Here is a 23,959-nt window from a genome sequence, read left to right as displayed (position 1 = left end):
CGAGGTATGCAGCGCTCCGATAGCCGCGCCAATAAAAGAGAACTTGATGCCCGCGCAGACCTTTCGCCGCAGACGATGACAATTACACCTGTCGAAAGAGATCAATTAGGCGTTCCGATCTGGTTCGGTGCTCAAGCGGATGAGCTTCGACTCTTGGCCTTCGGCTTTCGGCTGGCAGGCGGCGGAGCGCACCAGTCAAAGACTATGATGCTGGAAGAGCTTGAGGCGCTACTGCGCTCGAGTAGTACAAACGGCGAAGCGCTGAAACTCGCTGCTATCGAGGAAAACGCGCTTGGTAAGTCAACGGTCAACTCTCGAAGGCTAACCTTTGGTCATTTGACATCGCTCTATGGACTGATGGAACAGCCGCCTCTTACAAGGGCGCTTTTCAAGTTGTGGAAGTCTGATCCCGACGGCCACCGGCTCCAGGCTCTCCTAGTATCACTCGCCCGCGATCCGTTGCTACGTGAGACGGCCAAAGTGGTTTTGAGCCAGCCGGTCGGCCAGATTTTAGAACGCCCACTTTTTGAAGAAGCCTTATCGGCGGCTTTTCCGTCTCGTTTTAGCGAAAAGATGGTGCGTTCCATGGCGCAAAACTGCGCGTCGTCCTGGAGCAAAAGCGGACATCTCCAAGGCTTTGCTAAAAAGGTTCGTCGGCGCATCTTGCCAACCCCGTCGACGGTCGCCTTGGCAGCTTTGTTAGCAACCGTAAGCGGATTTGGAGGCCCGGCGATCTTGAGTTCGGGCTGGATGAAGGCCCTAGACTTGTCCGTCGATCAGGCGCTCGATTCCCTGCGTCGCGCAGAGGCGATCGGTTTGGCCCGGGTGCGGTCGACGGGAGATGTCACCGAGATTCTTGTCAGACAGGCGATGGCCTCAACGCTGGGAGTGAAAGAGCTTGAACACGTTTGATGATATTCTAACAGCGTATATCAAACAGGTTGGGCTCCCGTGGGCAGCAGACGTTCCGCCAGCCGGACGCATTTGGGTTGTATGGTACGAAAAGAGCCTTCAAAGCAAGTTTACGGGTCGTCTTGGCGATTTTGAGCAAGCGACATTAAAGGCCGGCCATGGCTGGCATCAAATCAACCTCTCGCCCTGGTTCGGCAAGTGGATCGCGCAGCATGAGTTCTTCGATGCACTGGTGGAGCAACCGAAGGAATTGCGTGGTTTGCTCCCGGAGATCGAAGACAGCATTGTCTTGCTTCTAAAGCAGGCGCTCGACGCATGCTCGCCGAACGACATCCTCGCAGTTGATGGATGCGGTTCGCTATTCGGCGTTGCTCGCATTTCGAGCTTGATAAGCCGTGTGGCTGATTTGGTGCCGGGCCGCCTACTCATCGGCTTTCCTGGGAAGCATGCAGGGGGCGTTTATCGCCTTCTCGATGCACGGGATGGCTGGAACTATCACGCAATCCCGATTCCCCCCGATAACGCTTTGTGAGGCACGGTATGTCCAACACCATTCTCAACCGTGAGACATTTTATACCGATCCTGCTGATTACAAGCTTGCGAACCAAGGCGTGGCGAAGATCTCCTTCCCGCCTGCGCTGGAGGCTATGGAAACGCTTAAAGGGGAACTTTCTACTTTCGTCTGCGATGGCGCTTACGCGGACGGGTTGTCTCGCATCCTTCAAGCTTTCCTTGGCTCGGTTGGAAATGCGGGAAGCTCACCTGCCGTTTGGATTTCAGGCTTCTATGGTTCAGGTAAATCGCACCTCGCAAGCATGCTGGCCGCGCTTTGGACGAATATTGAATTTTCGGACGGTGCGACTGCTGAGGGGCTAATCAAGCATTTGCCGCCGGAGGTTCGCGCGCCGCTCATAGAGCTGCGAACCGCAGCCAAAAGGGCGGGCGGTGTGGTCGCCGCTGGAGATACTTTGGGTACCGGCCCCTCCGATCCCGCCGAAGCTGCGCTTGGCATTATTCTTCGAGCAGTCGGTTTGCCGAGTGACTTGCGTGCGGCTCAGGTGGCGCTTTGGCTCGCCAGCCTCGACATTCTCGATGCCGTGCGTAAGGATTTAGGTGATAAATTTCTTACGGACATCAGGAATTTCATTCTATCTCCTCGCTTTAGCGCCGCGGTATTGAACGCGAAGCCGGAACTGGCCAGTTCAGCGAAGGCATTGAGCAGCCTCCTGCAGTCACAGTTTCCGGAGCCGCCCCCTGTGACGGTCGATTTACTCGAAACGATGGCTCGGCAGGCGCTTACTCTTGGACGTAAAGAGATGCCGCTTACGCTGATTGTACTTGACGAAGTGCAGCAATTTATCCGGCAGGACCCCGGCCTAACCTTGAAGATTCAGACAATGGCGGAACGGCTGTCCAGTCGTTTTGACGGCAGGTTGTTACTGGTCGCTACGGGCCAGCAAGCCCTTAGCGATGTCGACAATCTGCAAAAATTGCTTGATCGCTTCCCTGTCCAGATTGCCCTCGGTGAAGCTGACGTGGATGCAGTCATTCGCAAGACCGTTCTACTCAAGAAGACGGAGAAAGAGAAAGACATCCGTGGGATGTTGAGCGCCAACGCCGGCGAAATCAGTCGACATCTGCGCGGCAGCCGGCTGGCTCATACGGTACAAGACGAAAACGAGGCAATCCTTGACTGGCCTCTTCTGCCCTCGCGTCGGCGCGTGTGGGAGCGAATTTTGCGCGAGCTAGATCGCACAGGCCTGGGCGGGACGTTGCGGGGCCAACTCAGAACAACACTCGATGCCGCGCGCACCTATGGGAAAATGCCGCTCGGCTACGCCGTTCCTGTGGATTTTCTGTATGGTCGCTTCGCGACAGAAGCTTACAACGCTGGTCTCCTACCGAGCGAAACTCGCAATCGAATCGAAGCTCTCAAGGGCGGCGACGATAAAGACAAGCTGAAGGCCCGTATTCTAATGCTCGTTTATATGCTGGGTCGGATCGCGCCCGAGGCCGACCATCATGGAGTTCGAGCTCAGCCAGAAACAATCGCTGACCTTCTGATCGTCAATCTAGCAGGAGACGATGAGATTCGCCGCAGGGTGCCGGATCTCCTTGAAGAGCTTCGAGCAGATGGGGCGGTGATTGAGGTGGGCGGCGAATGGCGCCTCCAAACCAAGGAAAGCGCCGAATGGGAGGCTGCTTATCGAAGTGAGGAGAGAACGATTCTTGCTGATCAATCGGGACTAGGACGCACCCGGCGTGATCTACTTAGTGAATCAATCGAGACAGCCTTGTCTGGAGCAGCCAGCGTTACCCAGGGCGCTAGCCGCCAACAACGTCGCATTCACCGCTTACAACTGGACGAGAAAGCGCCTGGCGACGGTATCGCCTTACGCCTTCGAAGCGGATGGGGCGAGGACATGGCCGCCGTCGAGAAGGAAATCTCCGCAGCGTCAACTAGTGACGCTACCGTGCATCTGCTAATATCGCGGCATCCAACACGAGACAACGAGCTGACTACCGCCCTGACCACATGGCGGGCGGCCGAACATGTGCTTCAGCTTCGAGGGGTACCACAGACAGATGCAGGGCGCGAAGCGCAATTGGCCATGTTGTCCCGAGCAAACAAAGCTCAGGTAGCAGCGAAGGACATCATTCGAGAAGCGGTGGCACAAGCCCGAGTGCTCCAGGCGGGTGGTAAGCAGATCAACGGGGCACCAGCCGACGCAGTGAAGGAAGCGGCCACAAACGCGCTTGCAAGGCTCTATCCGCAGTTCGCCGACGGCGACCACGCTAACTGGGACAAGGTGCGCGATCGCGCGGTCCGCAAAGACCCCGACGCGATGAAAGCTGTTGACCACGTCGGCGCCCCTGAGAACCATCCTGTCTGCAAGGCATTGCTGGCTGATCTTGGTCCCGGCCGCAAAGGTTCAGACTTGCGGGCGAAATTCACCAGTCCACCGTACGGATGGTCGGGAGACGTAGTCGATGGTGCTCTGCTCGTTCTCGCGAATGCAGGTTTGTTGCGCGTGACGGGCGATGATGGGAAGCCTGCGTCGCTTCCTGATATCCCGCGCCAGAAGATCGGCACGTGCACTTTCCGAGCGGAAACAATCATCATCACCATCGCGCAGCGCATGCCGGTGCGCGGTCTGCTGACCGACACAGGGATCGCATTTGAAAACAATCAGGAACATTTGGCCCTTTCGGCCTTGCTCGATCGCTTAGAAAGCGCGGCCCTCCAGTCGGGTGGCGATGCGCCCGCTCCGGAGGCTGAAAAAGTGCCGAAGCTTGCCGCATACAAAGGAATGTCTGGCAACGACTTACTAGCCGCGCTGGCGGTGGACGCGACAACACTGCGCGATAGGCTAAAGGCATGGAAAGCCGCCGGCGAAAAAATATCGAGACGGCTCCCGAGCTGGCAGTTGGCGGAGAGGCTCATTCGTCTTGGAGCGACGGAGCAATCAGGGGACCTAGAGAGCATTCGGATGGGTCGTCGGTTGCTAGCCGAACCCGACGCGGTGCCGCCTCTCTTGGGAGCCGCCTCGGACAACTTGCGCATGAAGCTAAATGCCGCTTACGCGGCGTGGGATGCCGCCTGGACCACAGGGGAGCAGCGTCTCGCCGGGGAGCAAACCTGGGCCAAACTGTCGCCGGAGCAGAAGCGCAGCATTCGCCAACAGACCGGGCTCTTATTGGTTGCCAAACCAACCGTCGATACCCCCCAAAGTATAGTGGATACACTGTCCCAGCGAGGACTGTCCGAGTGGGAGCATATGGTGAAAGCTCTTCCGGCCCGGATCGATGATGCGCTCGCTTCAGCCGCGACACTGTTGGAGCCCAAAGCTCGAACGGTCTCGCTGCCTGCCGTAATGGTGAGGACGGAGGCCGAAGTCGATGAATGGTTGAAGAAGGTCCGCACTAAGATCATGGCAGCACTTGCCGATGGACCAGCTGTTCCGAGGATCTAGTAGCATGACCAACCGCTATGTTTCGGCGACGCTGCGCGCTGAGCTAGAGAAAAAAGTGAAGAGCGCACGGCTGACCGCCGAAGAGGGTGCGCGAGATGCGATCCACCGCCTAGGTGCAGCGGACGCAAAGGCACCAACCTACCTGAGCGATTCGGAAAAACATTTGCGCCGCCGCCTTCGGGCTCACGCGAGAGCGCTCGGGGACACCTTCGATCGCGCGACGGATACGCAGGAAACCAAAGGGCTGATTGAAGCAGCGGCCTATGCCCATTGGCATCGAATGTTGTTCGCGCGTTTTCTCGCGGAGCGCGGACTACTTCGTCATCCTGAGCATAACGTTCCTGTTAGCCTGGAAGATTGCCGGGAGCTTGCTGAAGCGGAGGGGGGAACAGATGCTTGGGCGGTGGCAGAGCGTTACTCGGCGGCAATGCTGCCCGCAGTATTTCGCACCGACGATCCGGCGCTTGCGCTGGACCTCGACCCCGTTCACTCGCAGAAGCTCAATCGCTTGGTGAAGAGTCTCGACAGCGAAATCTTTCAAGCCGAAGACAGTCTCGGCTGGTCGTACCAGTATTGGCGTGCAGCTGAGAGAGAGGCGATCAACGAATCAGGCGTAAAAATCGGGGCTGACGAATTGCCGGCGGTTACCCAACTGTTCACCGAGCCGTACATGGTGAAGTTCTTGCTACACAACACCCTAGGAGCTTGGTGGGCGGGCAAAATACTGGCAGCTGACCGAACACTCGCTTCAACGGCGGAGCATGAGGACGCCTTGCGGGCCGCGTGTGCCCTGCCGGGCTACAGCTTCGATATGCTGCGCTTCGTGCGCGAAGGCGATGAGAGCACGTGGCGCCCAGCCGCGGGTGTCTTTGCTGACTGGCCAAAGGAAGCCAAGGCTATCACCATGCTTGATCCCTGTTGCGGATCGGGGCACTTTTTAACCGAAGCTCTGATCATCATTGCGAGGTTTAGGCAAATGGAGGAAAGTCTAACGCCCGCCGCTGCCGTCGCTGCAGCCTTGCGTGACAATCTATATGGATTGGAGATCGACGGCCGATGTGTGCAGATCGCTGCCTTCGCAGTCGCGCTAAGTGCATGGCGGCTTGGTGGATGGCAGATGTTACCACTACCGCATATCGCCTGGGTTGGATCGCCACCGCCCCTTCCAAAGCAGGAGTTCTTAGCTCTAGCGGAAGGCGATCTTGAACTCGAATATGCGCTTTCTGCTTTGCACGATCTATTCTCACAAGCTCCCATACTCGGCAGCTTGCTACAGCCAACAGGCGGCGACTTATTCGAAGCAGAGAAACTGCGGGAAGTTGAACGACTGCTTGAACCGCTCTTTTTGAGAGCGCGTCGCGCGGAACCCGAACGCATTGAGGGGGTGATCGCGGCGCGTGGCATGGCTGACGCCGCCGCAATGCTCCACAAGCGCTTCAGCCTTCAGGCCACGAACGTTCCCTTTCTTGGCTCAAGCGAACAATGTGAGACACTATCCAATCACTGCAGTGATCGCTTCAGTTGGGCGAAAACCGACCTCGCAACAACTATGCTCGCGCGAATGTATAGTTTTGCTGCTGACGGTGGTGCCGTTGCGTCGGTATCAAAACAAGAATGGCTATTTCTTGAGTCCCACCGCCGCTTTCGCGAAAATGTCTTGCAAGAATATACTTTCTGCTCGGTCGTGAATCTTGGAGAGGAAGCCTGGCAGGCGTTCGGTATGCGAGGCCCCTTAGCGACGCTTTCAATATTTGAACGACGCCGTTCAACGGAAAAATCTCGATACTTGGCAATAGATGCTACCACTGACCCGACGATCGAAGGCAAAATCGAGCATCTTCGATTAGGCGAAGTTGAGCTGATTAGTCAAAACCAGCAACGCAACAATCCTAGCGCTCTAATTTCTTCGCACGACGTAGACTATTCTTCCACCTTGTCGAAGTTTGCAATGTCGGCGCAAGGGTTGGTGACCCGAGATTCTGCTCGGTTTATTCGCAGCTTTTGGGAGCTTTTCCCGATCAGCTCTGATTGGAAGCGATATCTATCATCGCCAAACTCGACTGCGCCGTTTTCAGGACGTTCATTTTGTGTCCATTGGCAAGAGGGTCGAGGTGGCCTCCATCGAGAAGGATTGGCGCATAATTTTCCTTCCCCCCGGATTACTAGCCGGCGAGGTGTCGCAATCTCTCAGGTCAGGACTTTTAGAGCAACCTATTATGACGGGGAAGTATTCAATGATGGATGCGTGCCGATTGTGCCCATCAACCCAGACCACGAAGCGGCTATTTGCGCGTTTGTGGAAAGTGAAGAATTTTCGACTTCGGTCAGGAAAGTTACGAAGGCCGTTCGGGTAACAAACGATTATTTTTTGAAAGTGCCTTTCGACTTGATGCGTTGGACGCAAAAGGCGCGAGATCAGTTTGGGCCCTCTGGCATTCCGGTGCCGTACTCAGACGATCCTACACAGTGGTTGTTTCACGGGCACCCATCTAAGACCGATATCGGGTATGCTCTACACGTAGCACTTGCTCGCCTCTGCGGTTATCGTTGGCCTGCTGAATCGGACCCCTCGATTCGCCTGTCTGAGGATGCTCGGCGATGGATTGCTCAGACTGCCACGCTTCGGGGCGGGGACAACGATGGATTGCTCGCCTTGCCAGCCGTCGCTGGCGAAAAGCCACTTGCTGATCGGTTGCGTACTTATCTTGGCTCCGCGTTTGCAAATTGGTCTGATGACTTGGAGCGCCAATTGGTCTTCGAGGCCGATCAGAAGCTCGATAAAAAGGTGGGGCGCGATGGTTCGCTAGAAAGATGGCTCAGAGACCGTGCCTTTCGCCAACACTGCGCGTTGTTTGGGCAACGACCATTCCTCTGGCACATTTGGGATGGAATGAAGGATGGTTTCTCAGTCTTCGTTCACTATCATCGGTTTGATCAAGCGGCATTGCGACGGCTTACCTATACTCTGTTGGGAGATTGGCTCGCTCGAGCCAAAGCAGAAAGCAATGTGCTGCGCTACGAGAAGGGGCGAGAGCTGCAACAAGCCCTCGAGAGTATCCTAGAGGGTGAAAATCCGCACGATATTTTTGTGCGGTGGAAACCGCTCGATGAGCAGCCGATTGGCTGGACCCCGGATATCGACGATGGCACACGACAAAATATTCGCCCCTTCGTCACCGCTGGCGTTCTAACTCACGATCTAGCTAAGAGTCTAAAGGACAAAGACAAGGGAAGCGACGTCAGTTCAGCCGCTTGGCATTCTGTTTTTGGTGGCGAGCGACGCAATAACCACCACACAACATTGGCCGAAAAGCTAACTGCCCGAGCCGGTGGGAAGAAGCGAGCGGAGGCATTGTGAGCACGCCACTCGATGCGCTCATCACCGCCTTACATGAGGCTGCCAGCTACAATGCCGCTGCCGAAGCCCCGCCAGAGGCCGTCGTGTGGTGCGATGGAAATGGCGACTTTCTTCCTTTGCTTCCGGCTTTGCGTGAACGCCTGCCCGAACTGCTGACCTGTGGTGATGTCGACGTGACGAACCGAACGGGGCCAGCAATCTGGCTGCGCGCCGCCGCGGTCGGGGCAATCTCTTCTATAACCTGGCCGGCAAAAGCGACACCGATCATCTATATTCCTGGAGTGGGGCGGGAGACGTTGAAAGGGGCGGAGGATTGTCCCGCCCTACTTCAGCCTTTGGTCTGGATGACCGTTTCCGGAAATTTCTTCGGTCACGTGAACGGCAAAGACTGGACGCTTCGCGGATTCCTCGCCGCCGAACGTGGCGCGTTGAAACTCAACATTTCTGACGATCTTGCGACTCGGACGTCACTTACGCACTGCGCGATTCGTTTCTGCACACGCTCTGTCGAAGAACTGCGTGGCAAGCGCTGGGATGCTGACCAGCTTAATGCACTGCTCGCGCCCGACCTCGCCGCCGACATGCTGGATTGGATTGACGGAGTGTTTTCGGAGGCAGCAGACGCTGGGCGTTTTGCCGCTTTTGCCAGTATTGCAACGAAGGACCTGAAATTCGATCCGCGCAAACTATCCCGACAGGACGCGACGAAGCGGCTGGCTAAGCGCGAGGGGCGATGGGCGGAGATATGGACACGCTTTTCGGCCTCAACAGGCTACGGTGGCGTCGTTAGTCTCCTAGGATTAGAAGAACCTGGCACGCTGTTCGAGCATCAGGACTCCTATCCGAAGTTGAACAAAAAAGCAGAAACCAAGCTTCGCGAACAGCTATCGGGAATCGCCGCACTATCCACTGATGCCGCCCGAGCGCAGATCGTCGCCTTGGAAAACGAACACGCCTGGCGCCGGCTGTCTGTTTGGGCCAGGCGGGGCGATGCGCCGCTGGCTCAAGCCCTGACCCATCTAGCCGTGGTGGCGAACGCGAAGGCGCTGCCTGCCCATGATGGGGCCGCGCTTGCTGAGGCCTATGTCGCGGAAGGCTCGCAGGTTGATTGGGCGGCTATGTCCGCACTCTCGTCCGCACCGCGTGAACTCGATCGCATTGCCGTGACTGCTGCTTTACGCTCGATCTATCTTCCGTGGATGGAAGCAGGCGCGTTGGCACTTCAGGAATTGGTCCGCTCGGGTAGGGTAAAGCTTGCTTCAGGTGCAATGTCGCAGTCAAAAGCGGCTACAATTCTATTCGTCGACGGATTACGAATGGATTTGGCGAGAGAGCTGGCCAGACGCTTGGAGTCGGAGGGTTTGACAATCAAGTTCGACTGGTCATGGTCCGGCTTTCCAACTGTAACCGCCACCTGCAAGCCCATGGTTTCACCCGCCGCTTTCCTGCTCACGGGCCCGAGCACCACTTCGGACGTGCTCCCACTTTCGCCGGATGGAAAGCCTGCGACGAAGTCGGTGTTGTTTAAGCTGATGCAGAGTGAAGGATGGGATACCGACGGCGGGTTGTTGCCATCAAAAAAGCTATGGGTCGAAACGGGTCGATTCGATGAAGAGGGACACGCATTAGGTTCACGTCTTGCGGAACGTTTATCGGCCGGTATTCGTGATGCGGCCGACCGCGTTCTCCAGCTTGTGCGCAGGGGACTTAGCGTCCGCATCGTGACCGACCATGGGTGGCTTTTAATGCCTGGCGGATTGCCGGTTGCCAATTTAGACGTCGGGTTGGTGGAACCGAGCGGAAAACGTATACGGTGCGCTATGGTGAAGCCGCATGCGACCAGTTCCTACTTACAGGTCCCATGGTCTTGGAATCCCGAAGTGTCTATTGCAGCAGCGACGGGAGCGCGATCCTTTTTTGCTGCTTACGAATACGCGCATGGCGGCATCAGCCCCCAAGAATGCGTGCTGCCCGTTCTAGAGGTTACAGGTAGTGGCGCCCGACAGGAAAGTTCAATCAACAAGGCGAACTGGGAAGGGCTGCGATTAAGGATTGAAGTGGCGGGAGGCGCTGATCTGAGGGTAGATTTGCGATTGGGCACGGAGACCAGCGGCGCATCCCTGGTCAAGGGCGGCCGTGTACTAGACGAAAGCGGGCGCACCTCTTTTCTAGTTGGTGATGAACACGAACGGCAAGATGCCTGCCTAGTGGTACTCGATGAGGACGGGCAAGTCGTCGCACACCGCACACTGACCGTAGGGGGGGCGTGAGATGGCCGCGCTTGATGAACTAGACCGTAAAGCAGCGGCGGCCTTCCCCGGTCACATTGTTCGAAAAGATCTAGTACGCCAGTTCCGTGGTCAATTTCCGGTGCCGACATATGTTGTTGAGTTCATGCTCGGCCGATACTGCGCGAGCACTGAGCTCTCCGAGATCGACGAAGGTCTCAAGATGGTGCAGTCGCAACTATCGGACCGAACGGTTCGAGCTGGTGAAGAGGAACTGTTCAAATCGCGGGCGCGAGATCGCGGATCGGTACGCATCATAGATATCGTAACCGCAAGGCTCGACGCAAAAACAGACAGCTATCTCGCGACCTTGCCTAGCCTCCGCCTAAACGACGTACGAATTGGGGACAAGATAGTTCTCGATCATGAGCGTATGCTCACCGGTGGTTTTTATGCCGAGGTTGAACTTGGCTACGACGCCAGCATCGCGCAAGAGAAGGGCGGGCGACCGTTCGAGATTATGAGCCTGCGGGAGATACAACTCTCATCCCGTGACATCTTGGACAAGATTGCGACCGGTCGAGCTCAACTTACGAGTCAGGAGTGGAAGAGCTTCCTACTGCGCAGTATCGGGCTTGAGCCATTGAAGCTCGATCACCGCGCCCAAGATGCAATGCTGCTTCGAATGGTTCCGTTCGTTGAGAGCAACTACAACATGGTGGAACTTGGGCCGCGCGGGACGGGCAAAAGCCATCTCTTCCAGCAGGTCTCACCTTACGCACATCTGGTTTCCGGCGGCAAAGCAACAGTAGCGCGAATGTTCGTTAATATGGCTAACGGTCAGCGCGGACTGGTCTGCCAGTACGATGTTGTTTGCTTCGATGAAGTTTCGGGCATTTCCTTCGACCAGAAGGACGGCGTCAACATCATGAAGGGCTTCATGGAGTCAGGTGAATTTTCACGCGGTCGCGAAAGCATCCGGGCTGAAGGTAGCATCGTGATGGTAGGCAATTTCGATGTCGACGTTCAGCATCAGCAGCGTGTGGGACACTTGTTCGGGCCAATGCCACCTGAAATGCGGAACGACACTGCGTTCATGGATCGCGTCCATTGCTATCTTCCGGGATGGGAGATCCCCAAGATGAGCAAGGACCTGTTCACTGATCAGTTTGGCTTGGTAAGCGACGTGCTGGCGGAGTGTTTCTCGCGCCTTCGCTCTCAGAGCCGGGTGAGCGTCCTGACTGGCCGGACGCATTTTGGTGGAGCCCTCTCTGGACGCGACCAGAACGCTGTTAACAAGACAGTCTCGGGGCTACTTAAATTGATGTTTCCCGATTCGACAACTCCGGTACCCGACGAAGAACTCGAATGGGCAATCCGGCTTGCACTCGAAGTTCGTAGGCGAGTTAAGGAACAGCAAAAGCGCATCGGTTCCGCTGAGTTCCGGAATACTCAATTCAGTTATGCGATTGGGCTCGACGGCGTCGAAAAGTTCGTGTCCACTCCCGAGCTCCAAAGCGAGGACAGCATAGGGTCAGATCCTTTGCCGGCCGGGCAAGCGTGGGCGATTAGTCCGGGTGGGCATGATGAGGGCGCTGGACTTTTTCGCATTGAAGTTACGGAAAGCGCGGGGAGTGGTGTTCGGATCTTAAATCAAGCCCCCCCGGGACCCTTTCGGGAAAGCGTGCGAATTGCTGAACAAAATCTCTATGCCCGCTCACGCGAGCTTGTCGGAGAACGGAATCCTCGGGAGCATGAGTTCGCGGCCCAATTGCGCTCATTCGATGCCGCCAAGAGTGGTGAGCAACTCGGGGTCGGCGTACTTGTGGCTCTCTGTTCAGCACTCCTTGGCAAACCCTTGAAGGGCGGTATCGTCATCTCCGGGGGCATCACCTTGGGTGGATCAGTGGAGCCGATCCACAATCCTATCGATCTCGTGGAGCTTGCGATGGAGAAAGGCGCAAATGCCGTGCTGGTGCCAGTCTCAAGCCGCCGGGCTCTGATCGACTTGTCTGACGAGGTGGCTACGAAGGTTCAGGTTCTATTCTACGCGGACGCCTCGGACGCACTGCGCAAAGCGCTGCATGATTAGGTAGTGATCAGCATGCTCGAAAAATGCTAGGCGATAGTTCCAGGGAAGGTGAACGCGAGGGCGGTGCTAGGTTCTAAGCGTCACTGGTGGCGGATATTCGACCAAAAAATGTGAAGGACCAGTCGAGTTGATCCTTGAAACAGAATCCCCCCGTGCCGGCCCGTTCAAAGGCGAATGCGTGGCAACCGTCTAGGTTCTCCAACATCCGATCTCCAACAAGCGTTTGATCCCATGAAATGTTCTATCGCTTCGCGGGCGAAGCTGCAGAACATGCAGTCGTTCCAATGCGCGACACTGCAACCTCTTCTCACGCGATCTTGTTTTCCAAGTTCGTAAACAAAGCCACGGTAAGGATCGAGCCGCCATTTTTTGTGTTTCAGCAAGTGACCGTGCGGCGCACTCGGGAACGTCGCCTTTATGCTATTGCCAAAAGCTACTGGAACTGAAGACTTTGCCGCGCCTGAAGATCGGCCCAGCCGTTCTGAACAGGAAACTGAAAATGCAGAGGCACGTCAGGTGCAGCCTCGTGTCTCAATGGCCCCTGCTTGTGTGAGACCTTCGTCGAGTGAGTCAATGTGACTCATAGACGTTGGGTTGGAGTTTTGAGACATGCTGTCTCTCATGGTCCTTGAGGCTAGTGGGAGATACAACAATGCTTGTCGGTTACGCGCGTGTCAGCACTGTCGAACAGGATGCGGGCTTTGCCGCGCAGTTGAACGAACTGACGAGGGTCGGTTGCGAAAAGCTCTTCTCGGAAAAGGTGTCGTCGGTAGCCGCGAAGAGGGCACAACTCGATGCTGCCCTGGAGTTCACCCGCGAGGGTGACGTGCTCGTAGTCACCCGGCTCGATCGGTTGGCTCGTTCAGTCGCCGACTTCGTTCGCATCAGCGATGCCCTGGATCGAAAGAAGGTGAGCCTCAGGGTTCTGGCGATGGGGCTCGACACCGGAAATGCATCCGGGCGCTTGATGCTGAACGTCCTCAGTTCCGTCGCCCAGTTCGAGCGCGAAGTGATGCTGGAGCGCCAGAGAGAGGGTATCGCGAAAGCAAAGGCTGCTGGCAAGTACAAGGGTCGAACGCCAACCGCGCGAGCGAAGAGCGCCGAAGTCATTGCGCTGTTCAAAACGGGAGAGGGACCGTCTGCTATCGCCAAGGCAACCGGCATCGGCCGCGCATCTTGTTACCGAATCCTCGCGGAGGCCGGCTTGATGCAAGCCAACAGGTCGCGGGGCGCGAGTTCTGAAAGCACCCTCAGTTCCAACTAAAGGAACACTTGAATGGCGCGAGCGAGTTGTTGACAGCGGCTCGCCAGCTTGATTTTCAGTGCTGAAGCAAAGGTGACAAGAAGACGATAAATGAGTTTGGCTATCGACTATTCGGCTGACGAAGACACCCAAGACGCTCGCAAGCTGCCAGCAATCGACTCCCCGAAGTTCATCGAGGAGGACAAGCGGATAAGGGCCGAGTTGGCCCAGAAGTTTGCCTGGACGGCCCAGCAGGGCGGGATCGTGTACCGTCTCGACCCGTTGAAAGGGTCGCCAATGCAGGATCACGTCTTCAACAGGGTTTCGCGGTTCGGACATTCCTTCCGATACCGAGATGAAAAGGGGCGTGCGAAGGTCTGGTTCTACAAGATGGACGACGTGCTTGCGGTGCTCGACGATCCGACCTTGGACTTCGGGTTCATCATGGCGGAGGCACTCGCGTTTTCACCTGGGCAACCCGAAATCAGCCAAGATGAGTTGGGGCGAAAAGTTCTCAATTTGTGGCGTCCGCCGGGCTGGCAAGAGGTGTCCCTGAATAAGGAACCTGCGCCGTTCCTTGAGCATGTGAAATATCTCTTCGATGGCGACGAAGCAGCCATCGATCACATCCTCAACTTCTTGAGCCATCTTGTGCAGAGGCCTCAGGAGCGTGTGAACCACGCCATCCTTCTCACGAGCGCCACGAAGGGCATTGGCAAGTCCACCTTTGGCACCATCGTCCGGCGCTTGGTCGGCGAGAACAACAGCCGCGTAGCTCAAACGAAGGACCTTAAGAGCCAGTTTGACGGGTGGCTCATGGGGAAGCTCCTGGTTCAGGTCGATGAGATCTACGAACACGGCAACTGGGACCTTGCCAACAAGCTAAAGCCGCTCATTACGGAACCTACAGTCAGCGTCAACGTGAAGTATGGTCCCCAAGTTGAAGTCTCCAACTTCGCGCGATTCATCATGTTCTCTAACCATTCGGCGCCCTTGGATATCGAGGACGGGGATCGCCGCTATTTCATTTTTGAGAGCAAGGCAACCGCCCGCGATGACAGGTACTATGAAGCCCTAAACGCCTTCGTCGGCAGTGCCGAGGGGATGAACGCGATCTACTCATATCTGATGCAGCGCGACCTCCGGTCATTCAGACCGTTTGCGGCGCCACCAATGACCCAGGCAAAGCGGTCGATCATTGATGTCAGCGGCAACCCGCTTCGGCAGTACATTATCGACGCGGCTCTGAGTGGCCACTTGCGCGACGAGGTGGGTCCGGAGTTCAGCCTCGATCAGCTTCAGAGGCAACTCTCACGAGATGGCTACGGGCAACAATCGAAGAACCTGAAAGAGATCGGTGCGGCGCTTGAAGCGGCCGGTGCGGTCAAGGCGCGGCGAGGCGCGAGCCGCCAGCGGGTATGGGTCCTGCCTTCGCCTGCCAGCGCTTCGCCAAGCCCAGACAATCCAGATTTCTGAAGTAGGGAAAGTGTTGGTAGTGCCCGGTCAGCCTGGTCGCAGGTGCAAGAAGTGCTGTTTCGTAGGGTTTTCATGCGCCCAAGGTTCGACCAGGAAGCGGCGGACACTGGTCTGCATGGTCGCCTTTGGGGTTCTTGCGGCGGGGTACCGAGTTTGTGCGCAAAAGTGGTTCCAGCAGTTCCGCCGATTGCGTGAAGACATGGATACGAGATGACCCCTGAGCAACTCCGATTTGCCTATTGCCGGCTCTTGCTAAGGGGGCGGCACTGGGTCCCGATAGGGTTGAACGCTGAACTGAAGCCGGAACACCGGTCAACGGATGGGGGCCCTGTGGTGACCGCCTTCTTGACCGCGATCGTTTCTGGAACCCAGTTACTAAGCTGGCCCGAGAGACGGAACAGTCGGGCCTTCACGGTCCAACGGGTGATGCCCGACGGGTCGGTGGAGCAGCCAGACTATTCATCCGTCATGGCTGACGTGTTTGCAGAAGATCAGGACGAGCAAGCCAAACAATTGGGTGTCGTAGGGATCAATCAAATCCTCGCGCGGCGAAGGGTCGCTGCCGAGGCGGCCGACATTCCCAAAGAGCTGAAGGACGCAGCCTTCCAACGCGCGGCGACGCAGATCATGGACAAGCTCCACGGAGAGCGAGCGCCAGGCGTCTATCTTGGTCAGGTCCGCGAATGACTTTGCCCCGGAGGCAACACCGGAAGCGTGAGGTCCAAACGAGGGCCTCTGAACCGAGCCACATGTTCCGACATTGTAAGGTGGTTGGATGCAGACGGCCTGCGCGGGCCGGGACTGCTGACGGGCTCGACACCCGATTCTGCCGCGCTCATGCCGATCACCGAGCACGACACGGAAGCCCCTACAGCCGCAGCTTCAGAGCCGCAGAAATAAATCCCTTTAGGAGGGCTGCGATCGGGTGGCTCTTGGCCCATCAAAACGATCGGTGGGTCAGCAACGCCGTCGAGCGCGTTACGGGACTGTATAAAAGTGCAGGCCCTTACGAAGAAGCATTCCGGCTGCGCGGCCTGCCGCCCCGCCAAAGGGCTTGGAAGGCCTGGGCGCGGCTGAGGCATCACAAGGTGGACCCGCATCTCGTACTGGCCGCATGGCTAGCGGTGGAATTGATCATCGCAAACGATCCGCGGAACGAGGATGGGCAAGAGTTCAAGCGGGTCCAGGCCGCCAAGATTGTCCATCGGCTTGCTTCCGGTACCCATAAGGTTTGGTCCGGCGCCCAGGGCCGCAAGACTGAATTGCACGTGTATCCCCCAAGCCGAGGGCTCGTTCTCCGCCACCTGGGCAGAGATTTGGAGCTAGCCGTCGAGCTTCTCTGTGACCACCACCTTCGAGCAATTCAGTTGCAAATGAAGCACATCAACAAGAAGTCACCTCGCGCCATTCCTCGTGCGCTGTCAGTCCGCCGAAGGGCGCCACGAGATGCACATTCGTCCCCGGCGGCCAGGAGAAAAGATGTCTGAGTTCAAGCCCACGCTCACCGAGGAGGAGAAGGCGTTTGCGCGTTCCCTCATGTTGGCGCTAGAGCCGTTTCGGGAGATACGCTCCACGATGCCCCTGCAGTATGTCTATACGTTCCTCCAAGTGGCATGTGATGAAGGGAGCGGTGTCACGGAGTACGCCAGATCAGCGGGGGTGAGCCCCACTGTCATGACTCGTCATCTGTTGGATATTGGTGATCGTAATCGCAATCGGGAGGAAGGGTTCGGACTTGTCACTCAGGAACGCGACCGTAATGATCTGCGCCGCCACCACGCGCGGGTGACGCCAACGGGCAAGGTCCTGATGCGCCGTATAATCAATGCTCTGAAGACGATTCCAAGATAATGCCAAGGATAGAAATGCGCCTGATTGCCCTGCTGGCCCTGCCGCTGCTCGCTGGCTGCGCCGCGCGCACGGCGTACGTCGAACCGCCGGTCGTCGACATGGCCGGTGTCGACCAGAACCGCTACAACAACGATCTCTCCGCCTGCACCAACGAGAAGATCGCCCGCACCGCGGACACACTCTGGACCAACGACATGATCTCACAGTGCATGGAGCGGAAGGGGTACAAGGTGCTCGCGCATAAGGGCTGATCCATCGGAGGGTTGCCCCCCGCTCGCCCAACTGCTACCTGACTGCAACCCGTGACGGCAAATTCGCACGCTATTCCAATTGGTTGGTTGGTGCACCGGTCCTTCCCCTAGGGAGCGCCATTTTCCTGCCAGACTGGGCACTTCGAAAACCGGCCGTTTCCGCTTGTAGCCCCAACCGGCGTGCGCAGTTCGCACGGCTCGGCGCGGGGTCTCTCCTAAGCGATCGTGCCGTCGATCGAGCGGCGGATCACCCGCTGTACTTCTGCGTTCGACAGAAACAGATCGTGGTTGATGATGCCCCAGCCCTCCTGCGAAGCATCGACCACGCGCACACCGAGCTGCGCGATGACGGCTTTCTCGGCGGCGCCGACCCTGGTCATTCCACCTGCGATCTGTCCCGACAGCGCCAGGGCGCGATCGTTCGTGGAGGCGATCACGGTGATCTTGCCGGCAAGCGGACCGATGCGGTGGATCGCCGACGAGAACACGTCCATGTCGATATCGGGCGCGGCAAACACCACCGCGCCGATCTTGCTCGTCACTGTGTCGCCGTATCGCGCATAGAGCTGACGCAGGCTTTCCAGCGACAGCATGGTTCCCATGCTGTGCGCAACGATGTTCACGCGGCCGGTGCCTGGCGCCGACACGAGTGCGGAAAGCACGCGCTCAAACTCGTCGCGGGACCACATCGCACTGTCGCGGTCATAGGCATAGTCGAACAGTCCTGCCTTGGAAGGCCAGGAGAACACCATGGTCCGGCCGCGGAACTTGATCCCGTCGGAGAGATGGGCGCCATCCAGCACCGCCGTCTCGAACGTCTGCTTGAAGCCGTGCACATAGATCAGCACATCTCCTCCACCGGCCTGCGCGACGAGATCGCCGGCGTCGGCCGACACCGGTTCGACCCGATCAAGGCGCCAATCGCCAAGTCCAACCGAGGCCAGAGAAAGGCGGCTCTCGTCCGGCGCCACCAGCTTCGCCCGCGCGACTGTCATGGTCGTCGCGCGCTCCGGCCCGAACCAGGGCTTCGTGCGACCGCCGTTCACCGGCTTGCGCGTGGTGGTGACGAGCAATGTGGGGTCAAGGGATAGCGATGACGCGTCGAAACGTGCCCCGGTTGCTCCCAAGCCGGCGCATCCGCCGAGCGCGAGGGCGGTCCCTGCCGACATAAATCCGCCGAGGAGAGCGCGGCGCGAAACAGAATGACAGGGGTCGCGTTGCGGAAGACGTCGAACGATCACACGAAACCTCTGGGAACTTTGTCCACCGTAGCGCCCCACTACATCCCTGAATGACAATGGGGGCGAGAAGACGGCGGAGCTGCTTCGCGGTCCATTGCACGGTCGTGGCGTCCGTCGTCTCCGACGGCCGGACGAAACAGACGCAAACGCAAGTCAACCCGTCATATCAAAATATTACGCTTTACCGAAATTCGGAATTGTCGTATATGTCGACGATCCCGGCCCGCAAAAGGGGCGGTCGTACGTCGTCACGAACGCGGGTTGGGAGTTGCGGTGGACGCGGGCGGCGTTAAAGGCGGGTGAGTAGCGTGCAGGGCGAGATGAACCTCGTGAGCATGTCACCAACCGCATCGACGGACGGCGCCCATGCCTGCGAAGTCTTTACCGAAGCAGGACCATGTCCTGCGAAGCCTTGAGGCGAAGCAGGAAGCCTGCGTACGGCGAAACCGTGTGGTCCTGGCCGTCGTTGCTACGGTCAAGCCTTTGCGAAGGCGTCAGCGCGTCAACCGGCGCGGTGCCGTGCATTTCGTGGAGGTGACGGAGGCAAGAAGGAGCTCGTTTCCGGGGAGAGCGCGGCATAGGCCGTCAAACCATCGCGCAGGGAAGGCCTGGTCTCGGCTGCCCTGTGTCTCCCCTGTGCATTGCGTGTGCAATCAGTTCGCATGGGGTTTTTTATGGGTGCCAGCCGGCGCCCGGTCTTCCCTGCGCCCTTTCTTCTCGAGGGGTGAAGCGAGAAGCATAGCTCGGGCAAACCTGCCGCGAGACTGCGAGCGCGTATCTGCGACCCGCATGTGAATTGACCTCCCTTCGAGCCTCCCTTTCGAGCCTCACTTGCGAGCATGATGCATAGGCATCGGTGGAGGTGGTCGTATCTCACGGAATCTGCCTTGATGCGAATTCAGCGTGAGGGAGCGACGATATGAGCGGCTTGGTGATCTCTGGCGGCCGGGTGGTGGATCCCGCCAGCGGAATGGACGCGATTGGCGATGTGGCGGTGGTGGACGGCAAGGTCGCCGCGGTCGGCGCCTCGCTCGGCGACGCCGAGCGGGTGATCGACGCGACCGGGCTCGTGGTTGCGCCCGGCTTCATCGACCTTCATGCGCACGGCCAGTCGCTCCCCGCGGATCGCATGCAGGCGTTCGACGGCGTCACGACGACGCTAGATCTCGAAGCCGGCGTGCTCCCGGTCGGGTCCTGGTATGAGCGCCAGGCGCGGAAGGGACGCGTGCTGAATTACGGCGCCGCCACCAACTGGGCTTTCGCGCGCATCGGCGCGATGACGGGCTCCAACGCCGAGAGCTCGCTGGAGGCGTTCGGCAACGCCATGCGCGATCGCCGCTGGATGGACAACGTGGCGAGCGATGCGGAGGTCGCCGGCATTCTCGAGCGCCTTTCGCGCGGCCTGAACGAGGGCGGCATCGGCATCGGCATCTTGAACGCCTATGCGCCGGGCGCCGGCGTGCAGGAGCTGACCGCGGTCTGCCAGCTCGCGGTCGCGCAGGACGTGCCGACCTTCACCCACGTCGCGTATATGTCGCGCGTCGACCCCGAGAGCGCGGCGGAAGCCTATATCCGCCTGATCGGCTATGCCGGCGCCACCGGCGCGCATATGCACATCTGCCATTTCAACTCGTCGAGCAAGACCGACGTCGAGCGCTGCCGCGTGCTGATCGCGAAAGCGCAGGCGCAGGGCCTGCCCATCACGGTCGAGGCCTATCCCTACGGCACCGGCTCGACCGTGCTGGCGGCCGCCTTCTTCAGCGACCCCGAATTCGTCGAGCGCAACGGCACCGGTTACGATTCCGTGCAGCGGGTCACCGACGGCCATCGCTTCAGCGATCGCGAGGAGCTCCTGAAGGCGCAGGCCGACGAGCCGTCCTCGCTGGTGCTGTGGCACATCCTCGACACCGAGAACAACGCGCATCACCGCGACCTGCTCGACATGTCGGTGCTCTATCCCGGCGGCGCGATCGCCTCCGACGCGATGCCGTGGACGACGTCGGACGGCAAGACCTACACCGGCGATGCCTGGCCGCTGCCGGATGACGCCACCTCGCATCCGCGCTCGGCCGGCTGCTTCACGAAGTTCATCCGCGAATGGGTGCGCGAGCGCAAGACCGTGTCGCTGCTCGAAGGCGTGCGCAAATGCGCGCTGATTCCGGCGGAGATCCTGTCGCAGAGCACGCCCGCGATGCGCGCAAAGGGCCGGCTCGCGAAGGATGCCGATGCCGACATCGTCGTATTCGACTACGAGAAGCTCTCGGACCGCGCGACCTTCACGGCGATGAACCGCCCGTCCGAAGGCGTGCGGCATCTGATCGTCAGCGGCGAGATACTAATCAGCGATGGTGTGCTGGACGTGGCGGCGCGGCCCGGCCGTCCCGTGCGCCGTCCCGTCGTCGGGGGCTAACACATGCCGGTCCCCATTCTCCTGGTGACGGGCTTTCTGGGGGCCGGCAAGACCACTGTCGTCAACCATCTGCTGGCGCATGCGGAGGGGCGGCGGATCGCCGCTGTAGTCAACGATTTCGGTGCGATCAACATCGATGCCGAGCTGATCGCGGGTGCGAGCGACGGCGTGGTCAGCCTCGCCAATGGCTGCATCTGCTGCTCGCTCGAAGGCGACCTATTGCGCATCCTCTCGACGCTGCTGCGGCGTGATCCGAAGCCGGAATACATCGTCATCGAGACCAGCGGCGTCGCCGATCCCGCCGAGATCGTCCGCAATTTGATGGATCCCGTGATCCTGCGTGAGGCGCCGCTGGAAACGGTGCTCTGCGTGATGGACGCGGCGACAGCGCCGGCCGCTCTCGACGATGCGCTGCATCGTTCGCAGCTGCGCGTCGCCGACATTGTGGCGCTGAGCAAGCTGGATCTGGCGGACGAGAGCGCGGGCTCCCGGATGCGCGAGGCCATCCGCGCGCAGCGCGTTCCTGCCGTGGTGGTTGATGCGCCGCACGGCGAGATTCCGGCCGCGCTGCTGTTTCCCGCGACCGTCGATCGGGCCCCCGCGCGACGCGAGCCCGGACCGCGACGGCCGGCAGAGCAACGCTTCGAAACGCTGAGCTGGACCTCGGACCAGCCGATCTCGCTGCCCCGCCTGCAGCAGGCGATCGGCCGGCTTGCGCCAAAACTCGCGCGGGCAAAAGGCCTGTTCGAGACCGTCGAGCAGCCCGGGCGCCAGATGGTGTTTCAATTCGCCGCCGGCCGCGCCACGCTGGCGCCGGGTGAAGCCGGGCTCGCCGTTGGTGATGCCACCGCTCTGCCGCGCGCGCGGATCGTCTTCATCGCCGAACTCGGGGTGCTCTCGAAGGCGGAGCTCGACGGGATCATGGAGACGTGCGTTGGATCGGTGAAGCTATAAGCTCAAGCGAATTGCGCAACGCCGTGGCCGACGGACCAGTTCTCCGCGGGCGCATCGAGGACGTTGACGAACACGTCCTCGGGGCGGATGCCCGGGTTTTCGCCGAGCAGATCCGCGATCCGCCGGTACAGGGCCTTCTTCTGCTCGGGTGTGCGCGAGGCGAATACGGTGATCTGGATCAGCACGGCATCGTCGCTGCGCGTGACGCCGTAGGCGTTGCCGCAGCGGAAGTTCGCGGGCGAAAGCTCGCTGATGGTCATGAACTCGTCGCCTTCGGGGACGTTCAGCGCCTCGCGCATGGCGCGGTAGAGGCCGTCGAGGATCGCCTTCCGGTAGGCTTCCGGCTTTCCGGCGCGCATCGAGATGTGGAGGAGAGGCATCGCGAATTCCTCATTGACGAAGGGCTGCGTAGGTACCAGTTTGTTTTTGACGAGGCGTCAAGAAATCATGTTTTTGACACCGTGTCAAATACGCCTGACGGGAGCAAAGCTTGAGGCCGCGCGAATTCGACCATGACGATGTCCTGCGCATCGCCTTCGACCAGTTCTGGCGCAAGGGCGTGCGCGGCACCTCGCTGTCGGACATCGCGCGCGACGCCGGTGTGCAGCGCGGCAGCCTCTACAACGCCTTCGGCACCAAGGAGGCGCTATTCCTGCAGGCGTACGAGCGCTATGCGGGAGACTATCTCGTCGCTTTGCAAAAGGCGCTCGGTGCGGGCAGCTTGCGAAAGCGCCTCACCGCGTTCTTCGACCTGACCATCAGCAACTTCCGCGCGGGCTCGCCGCCGCGGGGATGTCCGACCACGCGCGGCTTGATGGAGCTCGGCGCGGCAGAAGGCGAGGGGCTGGACGAGGAGGCGCGGCAGGCCTTCGCGAACCTCATCTCGCGCATCACTGTTCTGGTTCAGGAGACGTTGTCGGCGGGTGCGGCGCGCGGCGAGTTCAGCGGCAATTCCGCGGCCGCGGCACTGCACATCATCACCGTGACGCGCGGCCTCGCCGTGCTCGAACGCGCCTTCGGCGACGAGCCGCAGCTGCGCAAGATCGCGTCCCACACCATCGATCTCGTGCTCGGCAAGAAGGGCGGCTAGGTGTCAGCAGACCGCGAGCGCGTTAACCGCCTTCGTTGTCGCAATCCCGTTCTCGTTGCCGACGAACTGGCAAACGGCAGATTCGAGCTCACCCGGCTGGTTGCCGCGCGCCACCGCCAGCAGTCGCATCAATTCTGTCTCGTCCTGCGACAGGCGCCGGCACGATGGCGGCATGAAGCACAATTGACATGGCCGGCCCCTGCGCAGGATTCTGACGAGCGCGGCAACGCGTGCGACCAGCAGCGGGCTGTCGGCGATGCCAGGCGCCTCGTCGGCAAAGCGATAGGCCGCCTCCCAGCAATCGGACGCGCCGGTCGCATAGGCGGCAGCGATGAACCGGAACAGCGAGAGCGTGACGCGGCCAAAATCATCGTAGCTCTCGAAGTCAGGCCGCGTCGCAAGCGCGACCCGAAGCGGACAGAGCCGCGCCTGGCCGGCTTCCGTGACAGACACAGCGCCGCAACTGTCCTGCATCATGCGCGATCTCGTCAGTGCAACGTGGGGCTTCCGACCAGCCAGCTCTTCATCGCCATTGTCCGGTCGTGGTCGAAAGACGGAACGTGTCGGTCGGGCAGGATGAGGCCCGCCATGCGGAAGATCGTTGCAAGCCCGCGCACGGGTGCGAGAGCCCAATCGGCGCCGACCGGCGGCAGCCAGCATTCGAACTGTTCGCGCGCGATATCATCGCGCTCTTTCTGCGCGGCGGCGATTGCCCGCAACATCCCGTGCTCGCTGTCGGACATGCGCGGGCAGGTCGGGCAGTGCACCGCGATCGCCGTATGCGCCGTGCAGGCAAAGATCTCGATGATGGATTCCAGCGACGGCACGGCGTCGCCCACGCGAAAATGGTCGTACACTTGCTGGATGTCGGCCGCGGT

19 protein-coding genes are annotated in these 23,959 nt (G+C 59.4%); 15 read left to right on the top strand and 4 right to left on the bottom strand.

What is annotated here, in order from left to right:
* The first annotated feature begins 6 nt into the window (after window positions 1-6).
* The 12 genes from N551_RS35135 to N551_RS0100455 all read left to right on the top strand — a co-directional run bounded on the left by N551_RS35135 (window position 7) and on the right by N551_RS0100455 (window position 17,386).
* A complete protein-coding gene (locus N551_RS35135; protein WP_051462588.1) occupies window positions 7-912 on the top strand; it encodes a hypothetical protein in 906 nt (301 codons plus the stop codon).
* Entirely contained in the window at window positions 899-1,444 is a 546-nt protein-coding gene (locus N551_RS0100505; protein WP_027565285.1) for a hypothetical protein, read from the top strand. Before N551_RS35135 ends, N551_RS0100505 begins: the two co-directional genes overlap by 14 nt.
* A gap of 8 nt (window positions 1,445-1,452) precedes the next feature.
* Window positions 1,453-4,887 (top strand): BREX system P-loop protein BrxC, encoded by a 3,435-nt coding sequence (gene brxC, locus N551_RS0100500; RefSeq protein ID WP_027565284.1) that lies wholly within the window; start codon window positions 1,453-1,455, stop codon window positions 4,885-4,887.
* 4 nt (window positions 4,888-4,891) lie between these two features.
* Window positions 4,892-8,245, top strand: coding sequence for a hypothetical protein (locus N551_RS0100495; RefSeq protein WP_027565283.1), 3,354 nt, complete (start codon window positions 4,892-4,894; stop codon window positions 8,243-8,245).
* Window positions 8,242-10,515, top strand: coding sequence for a BREX-1 system phosphatase PglZ type B (pglZ, locus tag N551_RS0100490; RefSeq protein ID WP_027565282.1), 2,274 nt, complete (start codon window positions 8,242-8,244; stop codon window positions 10,513-10,515). Before N551_RS0100495 ends, pglZ begins: the two co-directional genes overlap by 4 nt.
* 1 nt (window position 10,516) lies before the next feature.
* Window positions 10,517-12,565, top strand: a complete 2,049-nt coding sequence (brxL, locus tag N551_RS0100485) for a protease Lon-related BREX system protein BrxL (RefSeq protein ID WP_027565281.1) — start codon at window positions 10,517-10,519, stop codon at window positions 12,563-12,565.
* Window positions 12,566-12,801: 236 nt separating this feature from the next.
* Window positions 12,802-13,011 carry a hypothetical protein gene (locus N551_RS37655; protein WP_155809318.1) on the top strand — a complete coding sequence of 70 codons (210 nt, stop codon included), beginning with the start codon at window positions 12,802-12,804 and terminating at the stop codon, window positions 13,009-13,011.
* A gap of 206 nt (window positions 13,012-13,217) precedes the next feature.
* Window positions 13,218-13,829: a recombinase family protein gene (locus N551_RS0100480; RefSeq protein ID WP_027565280.1), complete on the top strand. Its 612-nt coding sequence runs from the start codon at window positions 13,218-13,220 to the stop codon at window positions 13,827-13,829.
* Between the two features lie 90 nt (window positions 13,830-13,919).
* Window positions 13,920-15,284, top strand: coding sequence for a primase-helicase family protein (locus N551_RS0100475; protein WP_027565279.1), 1,365 nt, complete (start codon window positions 13,920-13,922; stop codon window positions 15,282-15,284).
* Window positions 15,285-15,629: 345 nt separating this feature from the next.
* Window positions 15,630-15,971: a hypothetical protein gene (locus N551_RS0100470; protein ID WP_155809317.1), complete on the top strand. Its 342-nt coding sequence runs from the start codon at window positions 15,630-15,632 to the stop codon at window positions 15,969-15,971.
* 792 nt (window positions 15,972-16,763) lie between these two features.
* Window positions 16,764-17,135 (top strand): MarR family winged helix-turn-helix transcriptional regulator, encoded by a 372-nt coding sequence (locus N551_RS0100460; RefSeq protein WP_027565277.1) that lies wholly within the window; start codon window positions 16,764-16,766, stop codon window positions 17,133-17,135.
* A gap of 14 nt (window positions 17,136-17,149) precedes the next feature.
* The gene (locus tag N551_RS0100455) at window positions 17,150-17,386 is read left to right on the top strand and encodes a hypothetical protein (protein WP_027565276.1); all 237 of its coding nucleotides are present in this window, start codon (window positions 17,150-17,152) and stop codon (window positions 17,384-17,386) included.
* Between the two features lie 215 nt (window positions 17,387-17,601).
* On the opposite strand, the gene N551_RS0100450 is transcribed toward N551_RS0100455, so the two are convergent.
* Entirely contained in the window at window positions 17,602-18,555 is a 954-nt protein-coding gene (locus N551_RS0100450) for an alpha/beta hydrolase (protein WP_035961002.1), read from the bottom strand.
* A 991-nt stretch (window positions 18,556-19,546) separates the two neighbouring features.
* On the opposite strand from N551_RS0100450, the gene N551_RS0100440 reads away from it, so the two are divergent.
* Window positions 19,547-21,037 (top strand): amidohydrolase family protein, encoded by a 1,491-nt coding sequence (locus tag N551_RS0100440; protein WP_027565274.1) that lies wholly within the window; start codon window positions 19,547-19,549, stop codon window positions 21,035-21,037.
* A 3-nt stretch (window positions 21,038-21,040) separates the two neighbouring features.
* A complete protein-coding gene (locus N551_RS0100435) occupies window positions 21,041-21,991 on the top strand; it encodes a GTP-binding protein (RefSeq protein ID WP_027565273.1) in 951 nt (316 codons plus the stop codon).
* 2 nt (window positions 21,992-21,993) lie between these two features.
* Here the strand turns inward: N551_RS0100435 and N551_RS0100430 are convergent, their stop codons facing one another.
* On the bottom strand, window positions 21,994-22,371 hold the full coding sequence (locus tag N551_RS0100430; RefSeq protein WP_027565272.1) for a tautomerase family protein: 378 nt from the start codon (window positions 22,369-22,371) through the stop codon (window positions 21,994-21,996).
* Window positions 22,372-22,481: 110 nt separating this feature from the next.
* On the opposite strand from N551_RS0100430, the gene N551_RS0100425 reads away from it, so the two are divergent.
* Window positions 22,482-23,081: a TetR/AcrR family transcriptional regulator gene (locus N551_RS0100425; protein ID WP_027565271.1), complete on the top strand. Its 600-nt coding sequence runs from the start codon at window positions 22,482-22,484 to the stop codon at window positions 23,079-23,081.
* 3 nt (window positions 23,082-23,084) lie between these two features.
* Here the strand turns inward: N551_RS0100425 and N551_RS0100420 are convergent, their stop codons facing one another.
* Window positions 23,085-23,558 (bottom strand): hypothetical protein, encoded by a 474-nt coding sequence (locus N551_RS0100420; protein WP_027565270.1) that lies wholly within the window; start codon window positions 23,556-23,558, stop codon window positions 23,085-23,087.
* Window positions 23,559-23,569: 11 nt separating this feature from the next.
* On the bottom strand, window positions 23,570-23,920 hold the full coding sequence (locus N551_RS0100415) for a hypothetical protein (RefSeq protein WP_245287717.1): 351 nt from the start codon (window positions 23,918-23,920) through the stop codon (window positions 23,570-23,572).
* Between the last annotated feature and the right edge of the window lie 39 nt (window positions 23,921-23,959).

Source organism: Bradyrhizobium sp. URHA0013, assembly GCF_000518345.1.
Lineage (GTDB): Bacteria > Pseudomonadota > Alphaproteobacteria > Rhizobiales > Xanthobacteraceae > Bradyrhizobium.
Note: the sequence above shows the minus strand (reverse complement) of the source record. Positions and strands in the feature narration are given on the sequence as shown.